Here is an 18,204-nt window from a genome sequence, read left to right as displayed (position 1 = left end):
GGGTCTTCACCGGGGTGACGAATCACGGGCGGGGATGAGTCTCTAGGGCCGGGACCGCTCGCGGACGAGCCCGGCCAGCCGGGCGACGGTGAATTTGTCGCCAACCTCGAATACATCGATCCGGACGCCGTATTCCTGGCTCAGGAAATCGATGGTCTCGACCGTCCCGAGGGAGTCTCCCCCGTGTTCCCAGAACTCATCGGAAACACCGATGTCCGGCACTTCGAGGAGCTCCTTCCAGAACTCCGAGAGAGCCAGTTCCAACGGGTTGGACGGCTGCGTGTGGACGTATTCGAACCGAACCCGGAGCGGAGTGCCGGCCGAGGCGTCCGGATGGTCGCACCAGCCTTCCGCCGGCCATTCGAGCCCGTCGACGAAGAGCACACGCCGGACGTCCACGCCGTAGCACCTGCGGAACGCCGTACGGATCTCGACGCCGGAGCTGATACCACTGGTGGATATGTGGACGGCGGGCTCGGGACCCTCCTGGAAGGAGGCGCCGAGGGCGTCGGGGCAGACAGTGCGGAAAAGTGAAACGTCAAGCTGTCGAGCCACGAGGCACCTTCTCCTCGGAGGGGGACGTCTTCTCCTCGGAGGGGGACGTCACCGGCGTGCGGGCGTGCCGGGGACCGGCGGAGTCGAAGACCGCCCTGATCGCCGTGGCGTCGGGCTTGCCGATCTCCGACCGGGGTATCTCCTCCACCTGGAGGTGGATCCGCGGGAACTCGTGACCGCCCGCCCGGGCGGCGCAGAACCGTTCCAGCTCCGCCAGATCGGGGACCGCCCGGGGATCGCGGGTGACGAGCAGCATCCCCACCTCGACACGGTCGGCGTCCGTGAGCGCGACGCATTCGGCGTCCAGGATGTCCGGATGGGTCCGGAGCAGCAGCGACAGACGCCCGAGCCAGGTGACCCCGCCGGCGGTGGCGGCCCGGTTCGCCGCACGGTCGAAGACGAAGAGGTACCCGTCCTCGTCGACCCACCCCAGGTCGCCGAGGCTCACGAAGCCGTCGGACGTGGTCCGGAGCCACGGAGTCGCCGAGCGGGTGCGGGCGGAGGCGCCGAACCGGCGGAGGTAGATCCTGCCGATGCCGTCCTCATCGCGCTCCAGGCCCCGCGCATCGCCGATCCGCACCTCCGTCAGCAGCCCGCGCCCGACCGAACCCGGCTTCTCCAGCCACTCGGAGCCGCTGATCACCGTGACGCCGACGCCTTCGGTGCCCCCGTACATCTCGAAGAGGCGTTCGCCCCCCAGGAGGTCCAACCAGGCCTGTTTCAACGGCGCGGGACACGGCAGTGCGGTGTGGAGGACTCCGTTCAGGCTGTCCAGGCACTCGGGGCGGCGCTCGGCGGCGGCCAGCAGGTGCCTCATGTAGTTCGGGGTCAGCATGAGCCACTCGATCCGGTGCTCCGCGATCGCGCCGAGCAGTTCCTCCGGGTCGTGGTGACTCGCCAGGAAGACCTGGTTCCGGTCCAGCACGCCCTGGACGAGGGCGGCCATCGTCCCTATGTGGTAGAGCGGGAGCATGATCAGCTGCTTCTGCCCGCTCCGCCACTTGCAGGTCCGGAAGACGATGTCGGGGACGGCCCTCGGGTCGTAGCTCCCGAAGTTCTGGAACGGAACGAGCTTCGGGATCCCCGTCGATCCGCTCGTCGCCAGGAGGTACCGCGGACGGCGCCCCTCGGCGGGACGTTCCCAGCGTGCGATCCGAACCGTGTCGCCCGGTCCCCGGTCGGTTCCGGGCGGCCCGGGTAGCCGGACGGGTCGGGTGTCACCGCTCAGTCCGGCCCGGCCCAGCGCGCCGGAGAGCACGTCGGCGTCCATCCCCGGCGCGTGCGGGAGCACGGTGACGCCGGCGCACAGCGCGGCCAGGATGATCTCCGCCGTCCCGATGGAGAGCGACGCGGGGTGGCAGACGACGGCGTCGCCGTCCATGTCGCGGTTCCAGGAGCCGAAGAGCTCTGCGAGCTCCGAGACCTCCTCGAAGAGGCGTCGGTACGTGACCTCGCGGTACGAGCCGCCGGTGACCCCTTCGACGATCGCGGGGTGATCCGGGGCTTCGGCCGCGAGGTGGGCCAGTCTGTCCGATATCGATAACCCGCCCGTGCCGCGTCGCATTTACGCCTCCTTTTCACCCGCTTTAATGACAGCGCATTCCCCACCAATCAGGTGGGCGAGTCCGAAGAGAATGCCGCCGAATCATCATCGGCCGTCTCGACCCTTCGGTCTTGACGCATGATCATCAACCTATTCGTGATCCAATCACGAGGTTCCCGTCGGCGTCAAGTACCTCATTCGCGCCGGATGTAGGGTCCCATATTTAGGCCAGCTCACCCCGGCGGAGGCTCAACGTACCACCCGACTTGACGGCTTGCTATCCTGACGATCGAAGCGTCGACAGCATACATCCCGTTCGCCACAGGGAGCCCGCATTAAATGTTCTCCATACATCTGAACCGATCCCGCGCTAAATCCGTTACACGTGCCGTAGCGCGTCGGCGCCACCTATCGGCGACTGTTCTCGACGCGCCCCCGATACGCACGGACTACTTCCTGGCAGAGGGCGCACAATGTGCGGTCGCACGCTGCGCCGAGGCACCGGCACAGGCGGGCTCATGACGACCCCCGAGGCCGTCGTCGTCTTCGACGTCGGCGGGACCCACGCGCGCTCGGCGGTGCTGGACGGCGAGGGCCGCCTGCACGACCTCGCCGTGCGGACGGCCCCGTCCTGGGTGAGCTGCCCGGGTGAGGGTGCGGACGCGCTGCACCGGCGTCTCGTGGACCTGATCGTCGGCGATGCGCGCCGGCTGGCCCGCCGTCACCCTGTGACCGCGGTCGGGGTGTCGCTGGGCGCGGCGATCGACGCACGCACCGGCCTGACGGTGGGATCCGGTCCGCTCTGGGGCGACCAGGCCGGACACCGGTTCGACACCGCCGGGGCCCTCCGGGATGCGGCGCCCGAGTTCCGGTGGACGGTCGTCAACGACGTCACCGCCAGCGCGGTGGCGCTGGCGGCCCAGCCCGACACCCAGCACCTGCGGCGGCTGGCCGCCGTCGTGGTCGGCAGTGGCATCGGGCTGCGGACCGTCGAGGTCGGCACCGGCAGGGTTCCGGTGTCCGCGGACTCCGGACTGCAGGGTGAGATCGGACATCTGCCGGCCTGGTGCCGCATCGGCTCACGGGAACTCGTGCTGCCCTGTGACTGCGGTGCGACCGGGCACCTCAGCGCCTACGCGTCGGGTCGTGGCATCGAGCGGATCCTCACCCGGCTCGCCGCCGAGGGCGCGCCGTGGCTGGCCGCCGACGCGCCTCTGACCGGTCAGTTCACCCGGGCCGTGTCCGGTGGTGACCGAGCCGCGCTCGCCGTGCTCGAAGCCGTGACGCGGCCGCTCGCGCACGCGCTGCTCTCGGTGCTCACCACCGACGCCGAGATCGACCGGGTGGTCCTCACCGGTGGAGTGCCGGCGGGGCTCGGCCGGGAGTACCTGGAGTGCCTGACGGCCCAGATGGACGCGGTGGGGCTCTACGGACGACCGGGTTCATTGGCCGACACGGTGCGGGTGGCCTCACCCGATGCCGAACTCGCGCTGCACGGAGCCGGGTTGTTGGCCCGCTCCGGCCCTGCCGGGACACGGAGCTGGACCGTGCCGGGTGACGCTCCGAAGTCATACAGCGTGGTCATGGCCCCGAACACGCTCGCCTCCGGCCGCGGCACTCCGCAGGTCACGGCCAGTCCGGGCCGACACGGTGCCGCACGGCGACTCGTCGTGGCCGACAGGCGGGTGTGGGAGCTCCACGGCGACGCACTGACGAACGCGCTGACCGGTGGATCAGGCGGCGTCACCCTCGAAACGCTGCTCCTCGCACCGGACGAGTCGGGCAAGAACCTGGCCGCGGTGTCCGAACTGGCCGACGCCTTCGACCGGTTCGGTCTGCTGCGCCGATCGGAACCGGTCATCGCGGTGGGCGGCGGCGTGCTGCTCGACCTCGTGGGCTTCACCGCCGGCATCTACCGGCGCGGGGTTCCGCTCATCAAGGTGCCGACCACCCTGCTCGGGATGATCGATGCCGGTATCGGCGTCAAGACGGCGATCAACTACGGCGGGCACAAGAGCCGGCTGGGCACCTACAGCCGTCCGAGTCAGGTCGTCATCGACCCGGGATTCCTGGCCACGCTGGATCCCCGCGAGTACCGCTGCGGCCTCGGCGAGGCGATCAAGATCGCGCTGGTGGCCGACGCGGCGCTGTTCGACCTCCTCGACGCGCACGGCCGAACGCTGGCCGTGGGCACACCGGACCCGCGCGTGGAGTCCGAGGTCATCGAGCGCAGCATCTCGGCCATGCTCGGCGAACTCATCGGGAACCTCGGCGAGGACCGGCTGGACCGGCTCGCCGACATCGGCCACGCGTTCTCCGGTGCTCTGGAGATGTCCCTCGAACCCGCGCTGCTGCACGGTGAGGCCGTCGCCGTCGACCTCGCCGTGACCGTCATGCTCTCGCGGAACCGAGGCCTCCTGCCGTCGGCCGTCGCCGACCGCGTCATCCGCGTCCTCACCGACCTGGGCCTGCCGACGGTCCACCGGGACATGACCCCGGAGCTGCTGGTCGAGGCCCTGGCCCACACCAGCCTGCACCGCGACGGCCGGCAGCGCCTGCCCCTGCTCAAGGACGTCGGCGACGCCGTGTTCGTCAACGACGTGACCGGGGAAGAACTGCGCGAGGCGCTGGCGGCGCTCCGGGACCGGCAGTTGCAGGTGATGTCATGACGGGCTGGCAGCTGCTCCGCTCCGGGCGCCAGGTCCGGATGGTGCCGATGGAACGGCCGCCGGGCGACCAGCAGTACGTGTCGATGCTCGCCGTAGGGCTGTGCGGCACCGATGTCCAGATCGGCGCCGGACACCGGGGGGACGTGGCCGCGGTACTCGGTCACGAAGGCATCGGGATCCTGCACGGCGCGCCTGGTGGTGACCGGGTGGTCGCGTTCAACCCCGTGGACGTGCGGGACCAGGACTCCATCCTCGGCCACAGCTTCGACGGTCTGTTCCGCAGCTGGGTCCCCCTGACGCCGGAGCTGCCGCTCGGCGCGCTGCAGGACGTAGAACCGCTGGACCCGGTGGCGGTGCTCGCACTGTGCGAGCCGCTCGGCACCGTCCTCTACTCGTGGGAGCTGATCGAGCTCTCGGCCCCGGCCGGTCCGCTGGCCGTCGGGGTCTGGGGTGCGGGTCCCATCGGGTTGCTCCACGTCCGCAGGGCGATCGACCTGGGGCACGAGGTCGAACTGGTCGAGGCCCGGCCGGAACGTCTGGCCTGGGTGGAGAACCGTTCCCGCCTCACACCCACCCACCTCTCCGTGGCCGGGCACCGGACGCCGCGGCCGGTCGACGTGGCGGTCGTCTGCGCCCCGCGGCCGGCGATGGCGTCCGCCGTCCGGCAGGCGGCGGACGCCCTGCGCCCCGGCGGGACGATGGTGCTCGTCACCGCGCTCGACGCGGCAGCCGCAGCCCCCACCTTCGTCGACCCCACCGTCGGCCGGATCCGCCGGCACAACGTCTGCGGCGCCGTCGGCCCCGAGCTGGGAGCAGTCGCGGCGGTCACCCACGAGGGCAAACCACTGGTGGTCACCGGCCACCGGGGGACCTCGCTGGGCCAGCTGCACCGAGCGGAACGGCTCCTCCGGGCCGATCCCCGCGGGTACGGCGCCCTCATCACCCATGAACTGAGTCCCGAGGAGGCGGTGGACGTGATCAACCGTCGACTCGACGGGCAGTTCCGGACCGACGACGGTTCCGAGATCGTCAAGGTCGTCGTCCGCTTCTCCGACGGCGGTCACCATGGATGAACCCGTCAGCAGCCGCCTGGAGTTGGTGCCCGGCGGGGTGCGGCTCACCACCGGCCCGTGGCCGCGCCCGGCCTCCCCGTCATGGGTGCTGGTGCTCCCGCGGACCGTGGGCCTGTGCAGCTCGGACCTCAAGGAGGTCCGCCGGAGCCGGGACGTCCGCTCCGACTTCGGTCACGAAATGGTCGGCATCGTCCACAGCAGCAGCATGGACGACTTCCCGCCCGGTCTGCGGGTGTGCCTCGACCCGCACATCCCGGTGAGACGGACCACCGCGTTCGGCGAGACGGCTCTGCTGGAAGGATCGCCCGACCAGCTGCGCGCCGCCCTGCCCACCGTCCCCGACGGCACTCCGGACGATCGCGCGGCCTTCACCGAACCCCTCGCGTGCGCCGTCCACTGCGCCGGCAAGGTCCCCAGCGGTTCCGACGTGGCCATCGTCGGTGCGGGGACCGCCGGGGTACTGCTCGCGGTGCTGCTGAGACTGAAGGGGTGTCAGGTCACCCTGGTCAACAGGAGCGCCGCACGGCTGACCGCCCTCTCCGCCACCGCGTTGCTGCGGGACGTGCCGAAGGTCCTCACCGGCGGGACGGGAACGCGTACGTTCAGCACCGTGGTCGTGACCACGGCGTCGCTCGACGACACCACCTTCGACAGCGCCTGGAACCTGCTGCCCCGGGACGGCGGACGTCTCGTCCTGTTCGGCGGCATCAGGCCGGACTGGCGGGTACCGGGAACGGACACCCGGTTGGACGGCATCCGCCGCGGCGAGGAGGCGCACCAGCTCGAACTCGCCGGGCGCCGCGCACTGCTGGTGGGCACGCACGGCGCCACCGGCGCCGACTTCGCCGCGGCCGGCGCGGTGCTGGCCGCCCCGCTGCCCTGGACGGGCGGCCACGTCGAAGAGCTCGTCGTCGGCCGGGTGACCCTGCCCGGCCTGGCCGCGCTGCTCAACGACGCGGTCAGGACCGGCGCGGATCCGATCGGAAAGCACCTGGTGGACATCGGCCGGTATCCGTCGCGCAGCGGCCGGTGGTCCAGTCCCCCTACGGGAGCGTGACGGTGGCGTCGATCGGCGGGTGATCCCGGGGGTGGTGTCTCCGCCTGAACCCGTGCTCGACCGGTTCAGCTGCAGGTCGGGCTTCCGAGGATCACCATCCCGACGCGGATCAGGACCGTCAGGATGGCCGGCACCCGGGCGGTGACGGCACCGGTGTGCGAGTGCCCCCACCAAGCCGCGGCCCAGGAGATCGACGCGGCCGGCACCCCCAGACCTCCGGGCAACAGCGCGCCCGGCTCCGGGTACAGGGCGCCGAGCTTTTGCCCCAATAGCGCTGCTCGCGACGGAAGAGGCACCAGGACGCGATCGCACGAGGGTCAGAACAGTTGTCGCGGCGAACGGGGCCGCCGACCTCCGCAGCGGGCCGGTGATCTGACCGGTGGGAAGAGCTTCCCTCACACTCCCGTCGTTGACGAGGGCCGGGGCGGCGACCTGCCAGACGTTGGCCGCCGATGACACGGCCCGCCTCACCGTCGTGGAGGGCGGGGACACGGTGCTTCTGTGGGCGCTGCTCGCTGTCCGCGGCAATCGCCGCCGGGGTATCGCCCGCCACCGGTCCAGCTACACACGGCTGCCGCACCGCAGCTCGGACCGCGTCACCGCTCCCCAGCCGGGTCGTCCTCAGCCGATTCCCCAGGTCCGCGCCTATCGCTCAACGGTGTTCGGGGTTCTCGAAGTCGAAGCGGCAGCCGGCGTCCCAGCCGGAGCGCTGGTTGCCGTGGGCGGGGATGCCGCCGGCGTCCTTCAGCATCCGGGCCAGGTGGAGGAGGTTCCAGGTCATGAAGGTGGTGTTGCGGTTGGTGAAGTCGTTCTCCGGGCCGCCGGAACCGGGATCCAGGTAGGACGGTCCCGGGCCGGCCTCGCCGACCCAGGCGGCGTCGGCCTGCGGGGGGATGACGTAGCCCAGGTGCTGGAGGCTGTAGAGGACGTTCATCGCGCAGTGCTTGGCGCCGTCCTCGTTGCCGGTGATCAGGCAGCCGCCGACCCGGCCGTAGTAGGCGTACTGGCCCTGCTCGTTGAGGATGGACGAGCAGGCGTAGAGGCGCTCCACGACCTGCTTCATCACCGAGGAGTTGTCGCCCAGCCAGACCGGCGGAACACTCTGGCACCTTAGCTGACCTGCGGCGACGCCATCCAGGCCTTCGTGGCCCTTCCCAGAGGACGCGAGGTCCGAAGGTTCGCGCACAACGGCGGAACCACCTGGACGGTGGCGCCGTGAGGACCGGCGGATGCCCTGGCCGGCGGGGTGTCGGTCGGCCGGAGCGGGCCAGGCGGCGGGTGGCCGGGATGCTCGCTGCCCACCAGGCCATCGCCTCGACGCTGTCGATGCGGGTCTCGTAGTCCCGGACGAGGCGCCGGGCCCGGATCAGGTGGGAGAAACCGCGCACCACGACCCAGCGGCTCGGCAGCACCACGAACCCCTACCCGACATCCTCGCCCACCGCGGCACCCCTGACCGTGGCACGGTTCACCAAGAGCCAGTGCCAGCCGTGCCCGGACCGCCCCCGTTGCACAGGCTCCAGCGACGCCCGGAACGTGGGCTTCCCTCCGCGAGGACTCCGCGGCCTGCGAATCCGCGTCCGCACCGAGCAGCAGGGACCCGACTGGAGGCCCGCTACGCGGTCCGCTCCGGTATCGAGGGCACCATCGACGAGTTCGCTCACGGACACGGCATGCGTCGCTGCCGCTACCGAGGCCGGCCGAAAGCCCATCGGCGACACGTACTCACAGCCCTCGCCGTCAACATCGAACGACTCAGCGGCCAGTCGGCCTCCGAAGAATCCCCCTCACCGAGACCATCGACCGCCTTCCAGACCTTCCTGAACGACAACGACATCCCCCGGCCGAAGTCCTGGCGAAGCCTTGGCACTTGAGCCCGGTCACCCAGGATTCCCGACAGAGTCGAGCTGAGAGGACGGAGGAACGATCCTGTCGCCACGCAGGAGTCCGCTGCCCTGTGGGGCCTCCGCGGGGTCATGGCCGGCAGTGATGATTCGGTTGTCCTCGTCAACGAAGACAACATGGGGTTTCATGTCGCGGGCCTCCTCATCAGATACCTGCGCATAGGAGATGATGATGACGAGATCTCCTGGGCTGATGAGTCTCGCAGCGGCACCGTTGATGCCGATGATTCCGGTGTTCCTCGGCCCTTCGATGACGTAGGTGGAGAGGCGGGACCCGTTGTTGATGTCAACGATGTCAACCTTCTCGCCAGGCAGTAGATCTGCGGCCTCCATGAGGTCGGAGCTGATGGTGAGCGAACCAACGTAGTGGAGGTCGGCCTGCGTGACCGTGGCTCGGTGGATCTTGGACTTCATCATGGTGCGATGCACGGCGGTTGATCCTCGTCGTTCCTGTTCAGGCAGCGGCTAGGAAACAGCTGCGGTATGTACGTATGATCCTGGTCAACAGGCCGGTAGCTCAGATGGCTAGAGCGCACCCCCGAGAGCAGCACATCGTCGGATATCGCCAGCACATCGTCGATCAGAGCGAGCAGTTCAGTCTCGTAGGCCATCCAGCGGCTCAGCCCTTACAGCCATATCCGGAGCCGCTGGGCTCCTTAGATGTCGCCACAGTCCGGCGTGGACATGCCGGGACCGTCGGGTCGCTCTTCCTGGACAGGAACTACGGCAGCATCATTGCGGGCCCCACCCCAGCGCTTCTCGGTCTCCCTGTGAATGTGCCAGATGTCGTCCTCGGTGAGGAGAACGGAGACGACACCGGGAAAAGCTTCCTCGAAATAGATATAGGGCTTTCGGTTGTCGATGCGCGGGGAGTGGTAGTCGAGTTGGTCCTGCATGCCGTGCTGGCGCGTGACCGGTGTCGCGGGGTGATAGGTGAGTATATTCGGGCTAGCCAGATCGATCAGCTTGTCGTCGATGAGACGGCCCACTTCATGGATGGTCTCGTCGATACTGTCCCGCGTCTCACCGTCGAGGCCGAAAAGAACGGAAGTTCCCAGCTGCAGGTCCTGCTCCTTGACGAGGGCCGCAGCTTCCCTGACCTTTTCCCTCCAGGGCTTCCGTTCGTCCCGGCGGATATTCTTGTGAATGTTGTTCATAACTTGCGTCGACATGCTCTCGATGCCGATGTAGATGTAGCTGCATCCGGCATCCTTCATCTTTCGCAGGATTTTTGACGACTCTTCAGCCGAATGTAGCGCGACGAGGGTGTCCACAGTCAGCTGAGCACCCCACTGGAGGTCGCGCAGCCGCTGGACATCGCCTTCCTCGCGAACGAATCTGCGGTAACGCGGTTCGAGTGAACCGCTCTCGTCCCGGCGGATCCGGCTGAGCTCTTCGCAGAAGTTCTCAATGTCCCGATACCGCCCGCTCCAGAAGACGGAGTCGTCGAAGAAGAGCGACTCGGCGCCATAGCTGACGTATTCACAGACCCGCTCCGCCGCCGCACCTATCGCATCGTCCTTGAACCGCTTGAGCCCAGCGCCAAGTTGCGACGACTCGGAGCAGAAATTACATCGGTACGGACAGGCGTTGGATACCATGAAGTGCGCGGTGCGCATCACCTCCCCCGTCCCGGGGCGAGTGAAGATGGGGAATCGGGATCGGATCGCGAATGCCTCGTACGGCGAGGGTAAAGACGCGAGGTCGAGCGTTCGGCCACGGAGCGGAACGGCATCGAAGGTCTCCCCCGCCGCCAGGACGACGACCGACGCGCCGGGCACGGGACCCTCGTCAGCGAGCAGCCCCTGCAGGCACGGCAGAACCTGGTCACGGTCCACCCAACGCCGGTCGAGATCGGTGGCAAGGGCGAGGGCCCGCATGAGCAGGTCCACAGCGAAGTAGGCCTCGCCGCCGACGACGGCGTCGACCACTCTGGGAGCCTTGCCCTCCTGAATGACTGCCACCGTGCTGCTGGGTTCGGACACGAGGGCCTGGCCGTCGGGAGTGCAGGTGATGGTCTCGTCCACATGGCGGCCTCCGAGGATGACGAAGGCATCAGGGACCTCGCACTTGACCAACCTCGCGATTTCGAGCGCGTAGCGGTGCGCGGGTGACACAGCGCTGATGAGCACGACCCTGGGCTGGACCTCGCGCAGTAGCCGCAGCCATCTCGTGCGTGCCGTGTCGTCCCAGACCCGGGGGTCGAACACCGTCTGGTCGGTGTTGGGTGACGTGCCGTAGGCCCGGTACCCGTCGTCACTGGCGGAGAGCCGGTACTCCTTGGACGGGAACCGGGTCCACTCGGGCGCGAGGTCGCTGTAGTGCACGGCGTCCTCTAGCGGGCCGGCGTCCGCCACGGCACGGTGCACGGCAGCGCTCAGCGCTGTATAGAGACACATCGGGTCGCCCGGATAGGTGATTTCACCCTCGGATTGGGTCATGACCGGCGCCAGTACCGACAGCACAGGGAAATAGCGGGTGTCCGTTCTCGCACTCGCCAGGTCGTCTAACAGCCGGCGCCTGCGTGCCAGACGCCGTTCCCGAAACGCGTCCAGATCGGACACCTCCCCCGGGCGATGCATCTGGACGTCGCCGCCCCCCGAATGTATCTTCTGAATAGCGTGCGTGGCCATCAGTCCTCCGGATTCTGGTTCTTCCGGGATCTTATCCCCGAACACGGACATCGATGACGCGATTACTCCCGCGGGCCATCGATGGACATTCCCGTCCTTCTGCATTCCCGAAAACACACATCTCAATCCGCCACGGATTGGGACATTCCCAAAAGCCTGGCCGCATTCATCTTGTGGCGGTCCAGCAGCTCTTCAATCGAGGGCCCACCCGGCACGACCTCAAACTCACCCCGTGGTCTCACTCGACCTTACTAGGTCGCGTCCTCAAATGTCACGTCCGCGTCAATCCTCAATCATTCACGTGCACGCGCCGACCTGAGGGATTCGACCGGGGTTTCCGCGAACGCGAACTGGCCGACCAAGTCGGGCAGTTCCGGGCCCGCATTCAAGAACTCACCCGGCAGTTCGGCGAACTCGACGCACCCCGACCACCCCGCCTACCAGCAGATCCTCACCGCCCTGGCCGGCACAGGCGGCCCGATGCACGCCCGCGACCTCGCCAGGCCCTCGACCTGCCGAACCCGGTCCTTCCCCAACCTCAACCACGAAAGGACAAGAGCTCACGTTCCGCACCCTCACAGTCGGGCCTGGCGGACGGCGTTGCATCCACGCCCTGTCCACCAGGCCCGTCCCGTTACGCTGCGCCGCTCTGCCCGGGGTCAGAGTCCCCCGCCCCGGGCCGAGCGGCCGTGGCCTGAAGATACGCGGCCAGGCTCTGCAGCGTCGGATGGCGGTGCAGAGCCACCAACGTCAGCTCGGGCACCTGCGCCATACTGCGCATGGCCTTCATCGAGTCGCCGCCCAGGGCGAAGAAGTCGTCGTCACGCCGGATCGCATCGATACCCAGAACGTCCTGCCATGCAGCGGCGATCCGCTTCTCCCACGGACTGCTGGGCTCGGCACCCACGGCCACGGTGCCGCCACGGCGCTCCTCGTGCGGTGAGGGGGCCGCGGGAAGCGACTTGCGGTCCAGCTTCCCGTTGGGGCTCAGCGGCATGGCCCGCAGCACGAGCACAGTGCCGGGAACCATGTGAGCCGGGAGGCTGGCCGCGAGGGTCCTGCGGATGTCCTCCGGGTCCAGGACTTCGCCGTCGCGCGGCACGGCATATCCGACCAGGACCGGGACGCCGACGGCATCGGTCTGCGCGGTCACCGCCGCTTCTTTGACCTGAGGATGGTCGCGGAGTACGGACTCGATCTCGGTCAGCTCCACCCGCAGCCCGTGAATCTTCACCTGCAGGTCGGTCCGGCCGATCAGTTCGATCAGTCCGTCGGCACCGAACCTCGCCAAGTCGCCAGTGCGATAGAGCCGTTCGTCGGCCACTGTGCCATACGTCCACTCGATGAATCGCTCGGCGGTCAAGGCGGGCTGGTCCAAGTAGCCGAGCGCGAGGCCGACGCCGGCGAGGTACAACTCACCTGTTACACCCGGCGGAACGGGTTGAAGTGACTCGTCCAGGATGTATGTGCGCTGATTGGCCATCGGGCGCCCGTACGGAATGCTCCTCCAGGTGGGTTCGGTGGCCTCGACCTCGAATATCGTCGAGTAGATCGAGGCCTCGGTGGCCCCGCCGAGGGAGACGAACCTGGCGTCGGGCGCGGCTCCGCGGGCGCGTCCGGGCAGCTTCAGCGGGATCCAGTCTCCGGCGATCATGATCAGCCGCAGTGCGTTCACCGGTGAGAGCCCGCCACCCCCACCGCGCTCGACATGATCGAGTACCAGTTCCAGCAGCGCCGGTGCGGTGTTCCACACCGTGACGCCGTGGTCGGCCGCCAGTTCGGCCCAGTGCGCCGGATCCTTGGCCCGGCCGGGCGCAGGAAGGATGAGAGTGCCGCCTGCCGCCGTCATCCCGAGGAATTCGTAGACCGACATGTCGAAACTCGGGGATGACAGGCCGAGGACACTGTCGCCGATGCCCACAGCGAAGCGGGAGTTGAGATCCTCGATGTTGTTCACCACGCCCCGGTGGCGCAGCGCGATCGGCTTTGGCTTTCCGGTGGAACCGGAAGTATGGATGACGTAGCAGAGGTTGTCCGGCCCGGCCTGGGCCTTCGGATCGTGATCGGGCTGAGCGGACAGGGCGGCGGTCTCGCGGTCCAGTAACACCAGGAGTGCCTGCCGTACGGAGTCCTCACCGGTTAGAGCGGCAGCGAGCTTGCCATGGCTGATCAGAGCCACGCAGGAAGCACCGGTGATCATGGTGGACACCCTGGCCTGCGGATAGCCGGGGTCGAGTGGCACATAGGCCCCGCCGGCTTTGAGTACCCCGAGCATCGAAATCAGCAGATCGGGCGAGTGCTCAAGGTAGAGGCCGACGCGGTCGTCGGGGCCGACGCCCAGGTCCCTCAGATGGTGTGCCAGCCGGTTCGCCGCCACGTTGATCTCCTGGAACGTCAGCCGGGTCGCTCCTTGGATGACGGCGACGGCCTCGGGGGACCGCGCGGCCCGCTCCTCGAACGCCTCATGCAGACAGCTTTCCCCGCGGGGAAGCTGGACAGAGGTGTCGTTCCATTCCATGAGGATCCGGTGCACCTCGGGCCCAGTGAGAAGCACGAGATCCGCCAACGCCTGGTCCGGCCGGTTCGCGCCGTCCTCAAGCAGGTTCTGGAAGTGGGCAAGCAGTTGGTCGCCGGTCGCCGTTTCGAAGAGTCGCTCGTCGAAGTGGAGAGCGGCCGACCAGGACGCCGCCTCGGCCACAGGCAGCACGAGCTCGACCTCGTACGGCTCGTCGCCCTCGCCGGCCCGATCCGCACCGAAACGTACGCCGATGCGCGCGGGCTCCTTCCCGGGGGCCGCCACGGTACTGGCCGCTCTGGTCAGTCCGCGGAGCGTGCTCTCCCCGGTGACGGAGAATCGGAGCAGCGAGTCCTCGCCTCCTTCGCGGCGCACGTGGAACTCAACCAGGTTCTGGCCGGAATACCGGTACAGCAGCGCGGCGAAGCCAGCGAGCAGCACACCCTCCGGGGCGGTCGCACAGGACACCGCCACATCCCTCACGGCGCTGGCGTAAAGACCGGGAATGTCTCGGCGCACTACCCCCGTGCAACGGGGTGCGTCGACGCCACGCGGCCGGTCCGCAGGGATTTGGGCGGCATGGGAGGACAATTCCTGTCTCCTGTCACAGATTCTCGACATCTCAGATGTAATTCGACTGTGAATATCGGATGGGCGCGTGTGCGCACCGACTGCCGGGCCAGGAAGCTCCAAGATTTGCGAGCGACTAGCCTCAGCGTCTAATCCGGGCTGAGGAAGGCGCTGTTGGCGACAGTATCCGCGGGTTGCGAACACCGCAATGTGGCCGACGTCACACTTCGCGGCCGAAGGTTGTCGCATAACCTTGTGTGCTCCCCTCATAGGGCGACCATGACGTACTCGGGGAGGGAACTCCCCCTGTCGCCCAACCGGACTGTGGGGATGTGACTGGGGGCTAGGGGACCCGCAGGAGTTCTGCCGAGCGATCGGTTTCCTGCCGCAGGCCTTCAGTACCAGCCTGCTCTCCGTCGTGCGGCACTGCACCGACATTGGTCCGCACAGCGCTGTGCCATCCAACCGACACGGAACAGGACTATGAACGCCGACACTTCGTTAGCTGCTCTCGACTCCCTCGAACTGAGCCGCCTGTCACAGCGGGACGGGGAGAAGTGGGCCACCGCGGGCGACGGCATGCTGGCCTCTTGGGTCGCGGACATGGACTTTCCGACCGCACCCGCGATACGCCAGGCCCTGCTGCGCCGCGCCGACGGCGATCTTGGCTACCCCCCATGGTTCGATGAGAGCCGCGGCGGCCCGCTCGGCGAGGTGTTCGCCGAGCGGACGCGGTACCGGTATGGCCATAGGCCTGATCCCACGCACGTCCGGCTGTTCACGGACATCAACCAGGCGATGCTCGCGACGCTCCAGGTCGCCACCGACCCCGGCGATGCGGTACTTCTGCACACCCCCGTCTGCCCGCCGTTCGTCGATGTCATCGAGAGGATCGGCCGCAGGGCGCTGACCGTTCCGATCCAGGAGGGCGAGGGCGGATGGGAGTTCGATCCCGCGCTCATGGAGCGGACCGCGGCGGACGAGGGCTCGGGGCGCTGCCGTGTGCTCTTCCTCGTCAACCCCCACAACCCCACCGGCCGGGTGTTCCGCCGTGACGAGCTGGAGTCACTCGCGGAACTCGTGCTCAGGTTCGACCTGTTGGTGATCTCCGACGAGGTGCATGCGGATCTGACCCATGCCCCGCACCAGCATGTTCCCTTCGCCTCGCTTAGCCCGGAGATCGCTGCCCGCACCGTCACCCTCACCTCGGGGAGCAAGGCGTTCAACCTCGCCGGGATCCGCTGCGCGCTGGCACACATAGGACCGCAGGCCGTACGGGATGCCGTCGACGCCCGGCGCGGGCTGCTCTTCGGCCAAGTAGGAGTGCTCGCGGTCGAGGCACTGAAGGCCGCCTGGACCTCGGGCGATGCCTGGCTGGACGAAGTGCTGGCCATCTTGGACCGGAACCGGCGGCTGCTGGCCGAGCGGCTCCCGGAGGGCATCCGATGTCAGCCTCCGGAGGCCACCTTCCTTGCCTGGCTCGACTGCCGGCAGCTAGGGATCGGTCCGGACCCCATGCCCTTCTTCCGCAACGAGGCCAAGGTGCTTCTCTTCTCCGGTCCGGCCTTCGGAGCTGGCGGCGATGGATTCGTACGGCTCAATTTCGGTACGTCCCCGCAGGTCCTGGAAGAGACCCTGGAACGTATGAGCGCCGCGTTGCGACGGCGCGGACGTGATTGAAGACCGCGTTAGCCTCGATCGTTCATGAGTCCTCGTCGGTTCGCTGACGGGCAGGCCAACACCCCGGGGAGCCCGGACCTCACTGTTCGAGCGCGGGACACTCGACCGCCTCGCCCGGCTGCTGCTGCAGCTCGTGGAACTCCGCTCCCTTTCCCGACACCCCTCTCACCAGCAGCTGCCAGCAGGCTGCGAAGCTCACTCCGCCGTGATGCTGGAGAAGGTACCGCAGGCCTTGTTCGGGCAGGACTTCGCGCTCACCTCGGCCGTTGTGATGAGCGCCGCACCGGTCGGCATCCTGGTGGCGGTCCGGGCGATCCACGGCATCGGCCTGCCTTTGACCCTTCTCGCCTCGGGTGCCAGTCACCTCGCCCTGGCCCTCGTCCCGATACGCATTCGCGAGCTGCGCGACATAGACGTTCCGATCAGCACCAACAACCCCGCAGACGCGGACAAGGAGCTTTCCTGTGACTGACCACGCGACGGTGCGGGTTCAGCTGGCCTCCGCTCTGGAAATGCAGTTCTGGCTCGGTGACCAGATCGCCCCGGCGAGCCGCGCCGGCTGGGTCCTCGCCCAGGTCCGCGTCGACGGCCCGCTCGATCTCCCTGCCCTCGACGCAGCGCTGTCGGCAGTGGCGCGCCGCCAGGAGGCGCTTCGCACCGCCTTCGTCTTCGAGCATGAGCAGGTGGTCCGCAAGGTCCTCGCGGAGCCGGTCGCAGAGCCGCTTCTGCGCCTCGGGTCCGGCACCGGCTTCGAGGAGGCGGCCGCCACCCTGCTGAACGCTGACACCTTCGATCTCGCCGCGGGCCGCGTCTACAGGGCCGCAGTCGCCCCGGACGCACAGGGCGCCACTGTCTTCCTGGCGGTCCATCACATCGCGTTCGACGGTCTCTCCCAGGAGGTGTTTGCCGCCAATCTGGCGTGCGCCTACGCACGGGCCGTCGACGGCGTCGCGACCGATCTGCCCGTGCTGGAACGAGTGGAGGCCGCAGAACTCACGCCGGCGCAACACGCCGAACTCACCACACACTGGCGCGCCTTGCTGGCTGGGGCGACCGACCTGCCTACCCCGGACGGCAGCCCGGCGCCGAACCAGCACGAGCTCGCTGCAGGTGGGTCGGCCGAGCTCGGAACCACCTATCCGCCCAGCACCTGGCAGGCGGTGCGCGACCAGGCCAGGCGCAGCGCCTGCTCACCATTCGCGGTGCTGCTGGCCGCGTACGGCCGGGCTCTGGCCGAGATCACCGGCGGCTCCGACTTCTGCGTCGGCACACCGGTGGCCGCCCGCTCGGCCGGGCAGAAGGACGAACTCGGCTGCCTGATGGACGTCCTGCCGGTGCGGATGCCCGAGCTGTCCGCACCCGGAGTCGTCGAGCGGGTCTGGGCTGCCGTGCGGGAGAGTATCCTGGGCTCCGCGCTGCCCCGTTACGAAATCGTCCGGGCCGTACATACTGTCGCCGGTGGTCGGATGCCCGTCTACCAGGTGCTATTCGCCTTCGAGAATTGGCAGCGCGTCGAGCATTCGGCCGGTCCGGTACGGATGCACGCCGTTCCGGTCCCGCCGGTCGGCGCGGTCGCCGAGGTTCAGCTCCAGGTGTGCGAACTGCCCGACGGGACCCTGAAGTGCCTCGTCCAGGCTCCGCTGACCGGTTCCTGGTCGCAACGGCTCCCCGATCTGCTGCGCGCCTTCGACAGCCAACTCGTCGAAATCGCCCCGTCGGCCACGACGTCAGCGACGCCTCACTCTTCCTCCTCGGAAGCTCCCGCATGACCAGCACGTTGATGTGCCTGCCGTACGCCGGTGCGGGAACCGGGGTCCACCGTCCCTGGCAGCTGCCAGGAGTCCGCCGTGCTGCGAGCCGCTCCCATCCAGGTGCCCGGACGGGAGGGGCAGTTCAACAGGGGCAGGACTGTCCGCCGGCCTGGGCGTTGCTGGGCTCGCCGCAGGTCCCGAAGGGGACCGCGACGGATCCGACGGTCCGGCGGACGTGTTCGGAGTCCCTCAGC

At 68.4% G+C, this 18,204-nt stretch carries 12 protein-coding genes and 2 pseudogenes; 7 read left to right on the top strand and 7 right to left on the bottom strand.

The features are described 5' to 3' along the window. Positions 1-42: 42 nt before the first annotated feature. Together ACWGB8_RS04690 and ACWGB8_RS04685 are read right to left on the bottom strand one after the other, a co-directional pair. The gene (locus tag ACWGB8_RS04690) at positions 43-555 is read right to left on the bottom strand and encodes an acyl carrier protein (protein WP_452210240.1); all 513 of its coding nucleotides are present in this window, start codon (positions 553-555) and stop codon (positions 43-45) included. Next, entirely contained in the window at positions 539-2,119 is a 1,581-nt protein-coding gene (locus ACWGB8_RS04685; protein ID WP_452210239.1) for a class I adenylate-forming enzyme family protein, read from the bottom strand. The genes ACWGB8_RS04690 and ACWGB8_RS04685 overlap by 17 nt, the downstream gene beginning before the upstream one ends. A gap of 497 nt (positions 2,120-2,616) precedes the next feature. On the opposite strand from ACWGB8_RS04685, the gene ACWGB8_RS04680 reads away from it, so the two are divergent. The 3 genes from ACWGB8_RS04680 to ACWGB8_RS04670 are packed head-to-tail and all read left to right on the top strand — an operon-like array spanning position 2,617 to position 6,897. After that, the gene (locus tag ACWGB8_RS04680; RefSeq protein ID WP_452210237.1) at positions 2,617-4,767 is read left to right on the top strand and encodes an ROK family protein; all 2,151 of its coding nucleotides are present in this window, start codon (positions 2,617-2,619) and stop codon (positions 4,765-4,767) included. After that, entirely contained in the window at positions 4,764-5,840 is a 1,077-nt protein-coding gene (locus ACWGB8_RS04675; protein WP_452210236.1) for a dehydrogenase, read from the top strand. The genes ACWGB8_RS04680 and ACWGB8_RS04675 overlap by 4 nt, the downstream gene beginning before the upstream one ends. Continuing rightward, positions 5,833-6,897 carry an alcohol dehydrogenase catalytic domain-containing protein gene (locus tag ACWGB8_RS04670; RefSeq protein WP_452210234.1) on the top strand — a complete coding sequence of 355 codons (1,065 nt, stop codon included), beginning with the start codon at positions 5,833-5,835 and terminating at the stop codon, positions 6,895-6,897. Before ACWGB8_RS04675 ends, ACWGB8_RS04670 begins: the two co-directional genes overlap by 8 nt. A gap of 652 nt (positions 6,898-7,549) precedes the next feature. Here ACWGB8_RS04670 and ACWGB8_RS04665 read toward each other — a convergent pair. Further along, positions 7,550-7,990, bottom strand: a pseudogene (locus tag ACWGB8_RS04665) (flavodoxin family protein); the annotation flags it as partial. Between the two features lie 365 nt (positions 7,991-8,355). Here ACWGB8_RS04665 and ACWGB8_RS04660 point away from each other — a divergent pair. Next, positions 8,356-8,771, top strand: a pseudogene (locus ACWGB8_RS04660) (transposase). 6 nt (positions 8,772-8,777) lie between these two features. On the opposite strand, the gene panD reads toward ACWGB8_RS04660, so the two are convergent. The 4 genes from panD to ACWGB8_RS04640 all read right to left on the bottom strand — a co-directional run bounded on the left by panD (position 8,778) and on the right by ACWGB8_RS04640 (position 14,432). Then, entirely contained in the window at positions 8,778-9,230 is a 453-nt protein-coding gene (gene panD / locus ACWGB8_RS04655) for an aspartate 1-decarboxylase (RefSeq protein ID WP_452210232.1), read from the bottom strand. Then, entirely contained in the window at positions 9,215-9,412 is a 198-nt protein-coding gene (locus ACWGB8_RS04650; protein ID WP_452210230.1) for a hypothetical protein, read from the bottom strand. Before ACWGB8_RS04650 ends, panD begins: the two co-directional genes overlap by 16 nt. A 45-nt stretch (positions 9,413-9,457) precedes the next feature. Then, positions 9,458-11,434, bottom strand: coding sequence for a B12-binding domain-containing radical SAM protein (locus tag ACWGB8_RS04645; protein ID WP_452210228.1), 1,977 nt, complete (start codon positions 11,432-11,434; stop codon positions 9,458-9,460). Positions 11,435-12,068: 634 nt separating this feature from the next. Next, a complete protein-coding gene (locus ACWGB8_RS04640) occupies positions 12,069-14,432 on the bottom strand; it encodes a non-ribosomal peptide synthetase (RefSeq protein ID WP_452210226.1) in 2,364 nt (787 codons plus the stop codon). A 570-nt stretch (positions 14,433-15,002) separates the two neighbouring features. Here ACWGB8_RS04640 and ACWGB8_RS04635 point away from each other — a divergent pair. The 3 genes from ACWGB8_RS04635 to ACWGB8_RS04625 all read left to right on the top strand — a co-directional run bounded on the left by ACWGB8_RS04635 (position 15,003) and on the right by ACWGB8_RS04625 (position 17,968). After that, entirely contained in the window at positions 15,003-16,199 is a 1,197-nt protein-coding gene (locus tag ACWGB8_RS04635) for a MalY/PatB family protein (protein ID WP_452210224.1), read from the top strand. Between the two features lie 205 nt (positions 16,200-16,404). Continuing rightward, positions 16,405-16,671: a hypothetical protein gene (locus ACWGB8_RS04630; RefSeq protein ID WP_452210222.1), complete on the top strand. Its 267-nt coding sequence runs from the start codon at positions 16,405-16,407 to the stop codon at positions 16,669-16,671. Next, positions 16,664-17,968 carry a condensation domain-containing protein gene (locus ACWGB8_RS04625; protein WP_452210220.1) on the top strand — a complete coding sequence of 435 codons (1,305 nt, stop codon included), beginning with the start codon at positions 16,664-16,666 and terminating at the stop codon, positions 17,966-17,968. Before ACWGB8_RS04630 ends, ACWGB8_RS04625 begins: the two co-directional genes overlap by 8 nt. The last annotated feature ends 236 nt before the right edge of the window (positions 17,969-18,204 follow it).

The sequence above is a fragment of the Kitasatospora sp. NPDC054939 genome, assembly GCF_053610105.1.
This window is presented reverse-complemented; position numbering and strand designations above follow the sequence as displayed.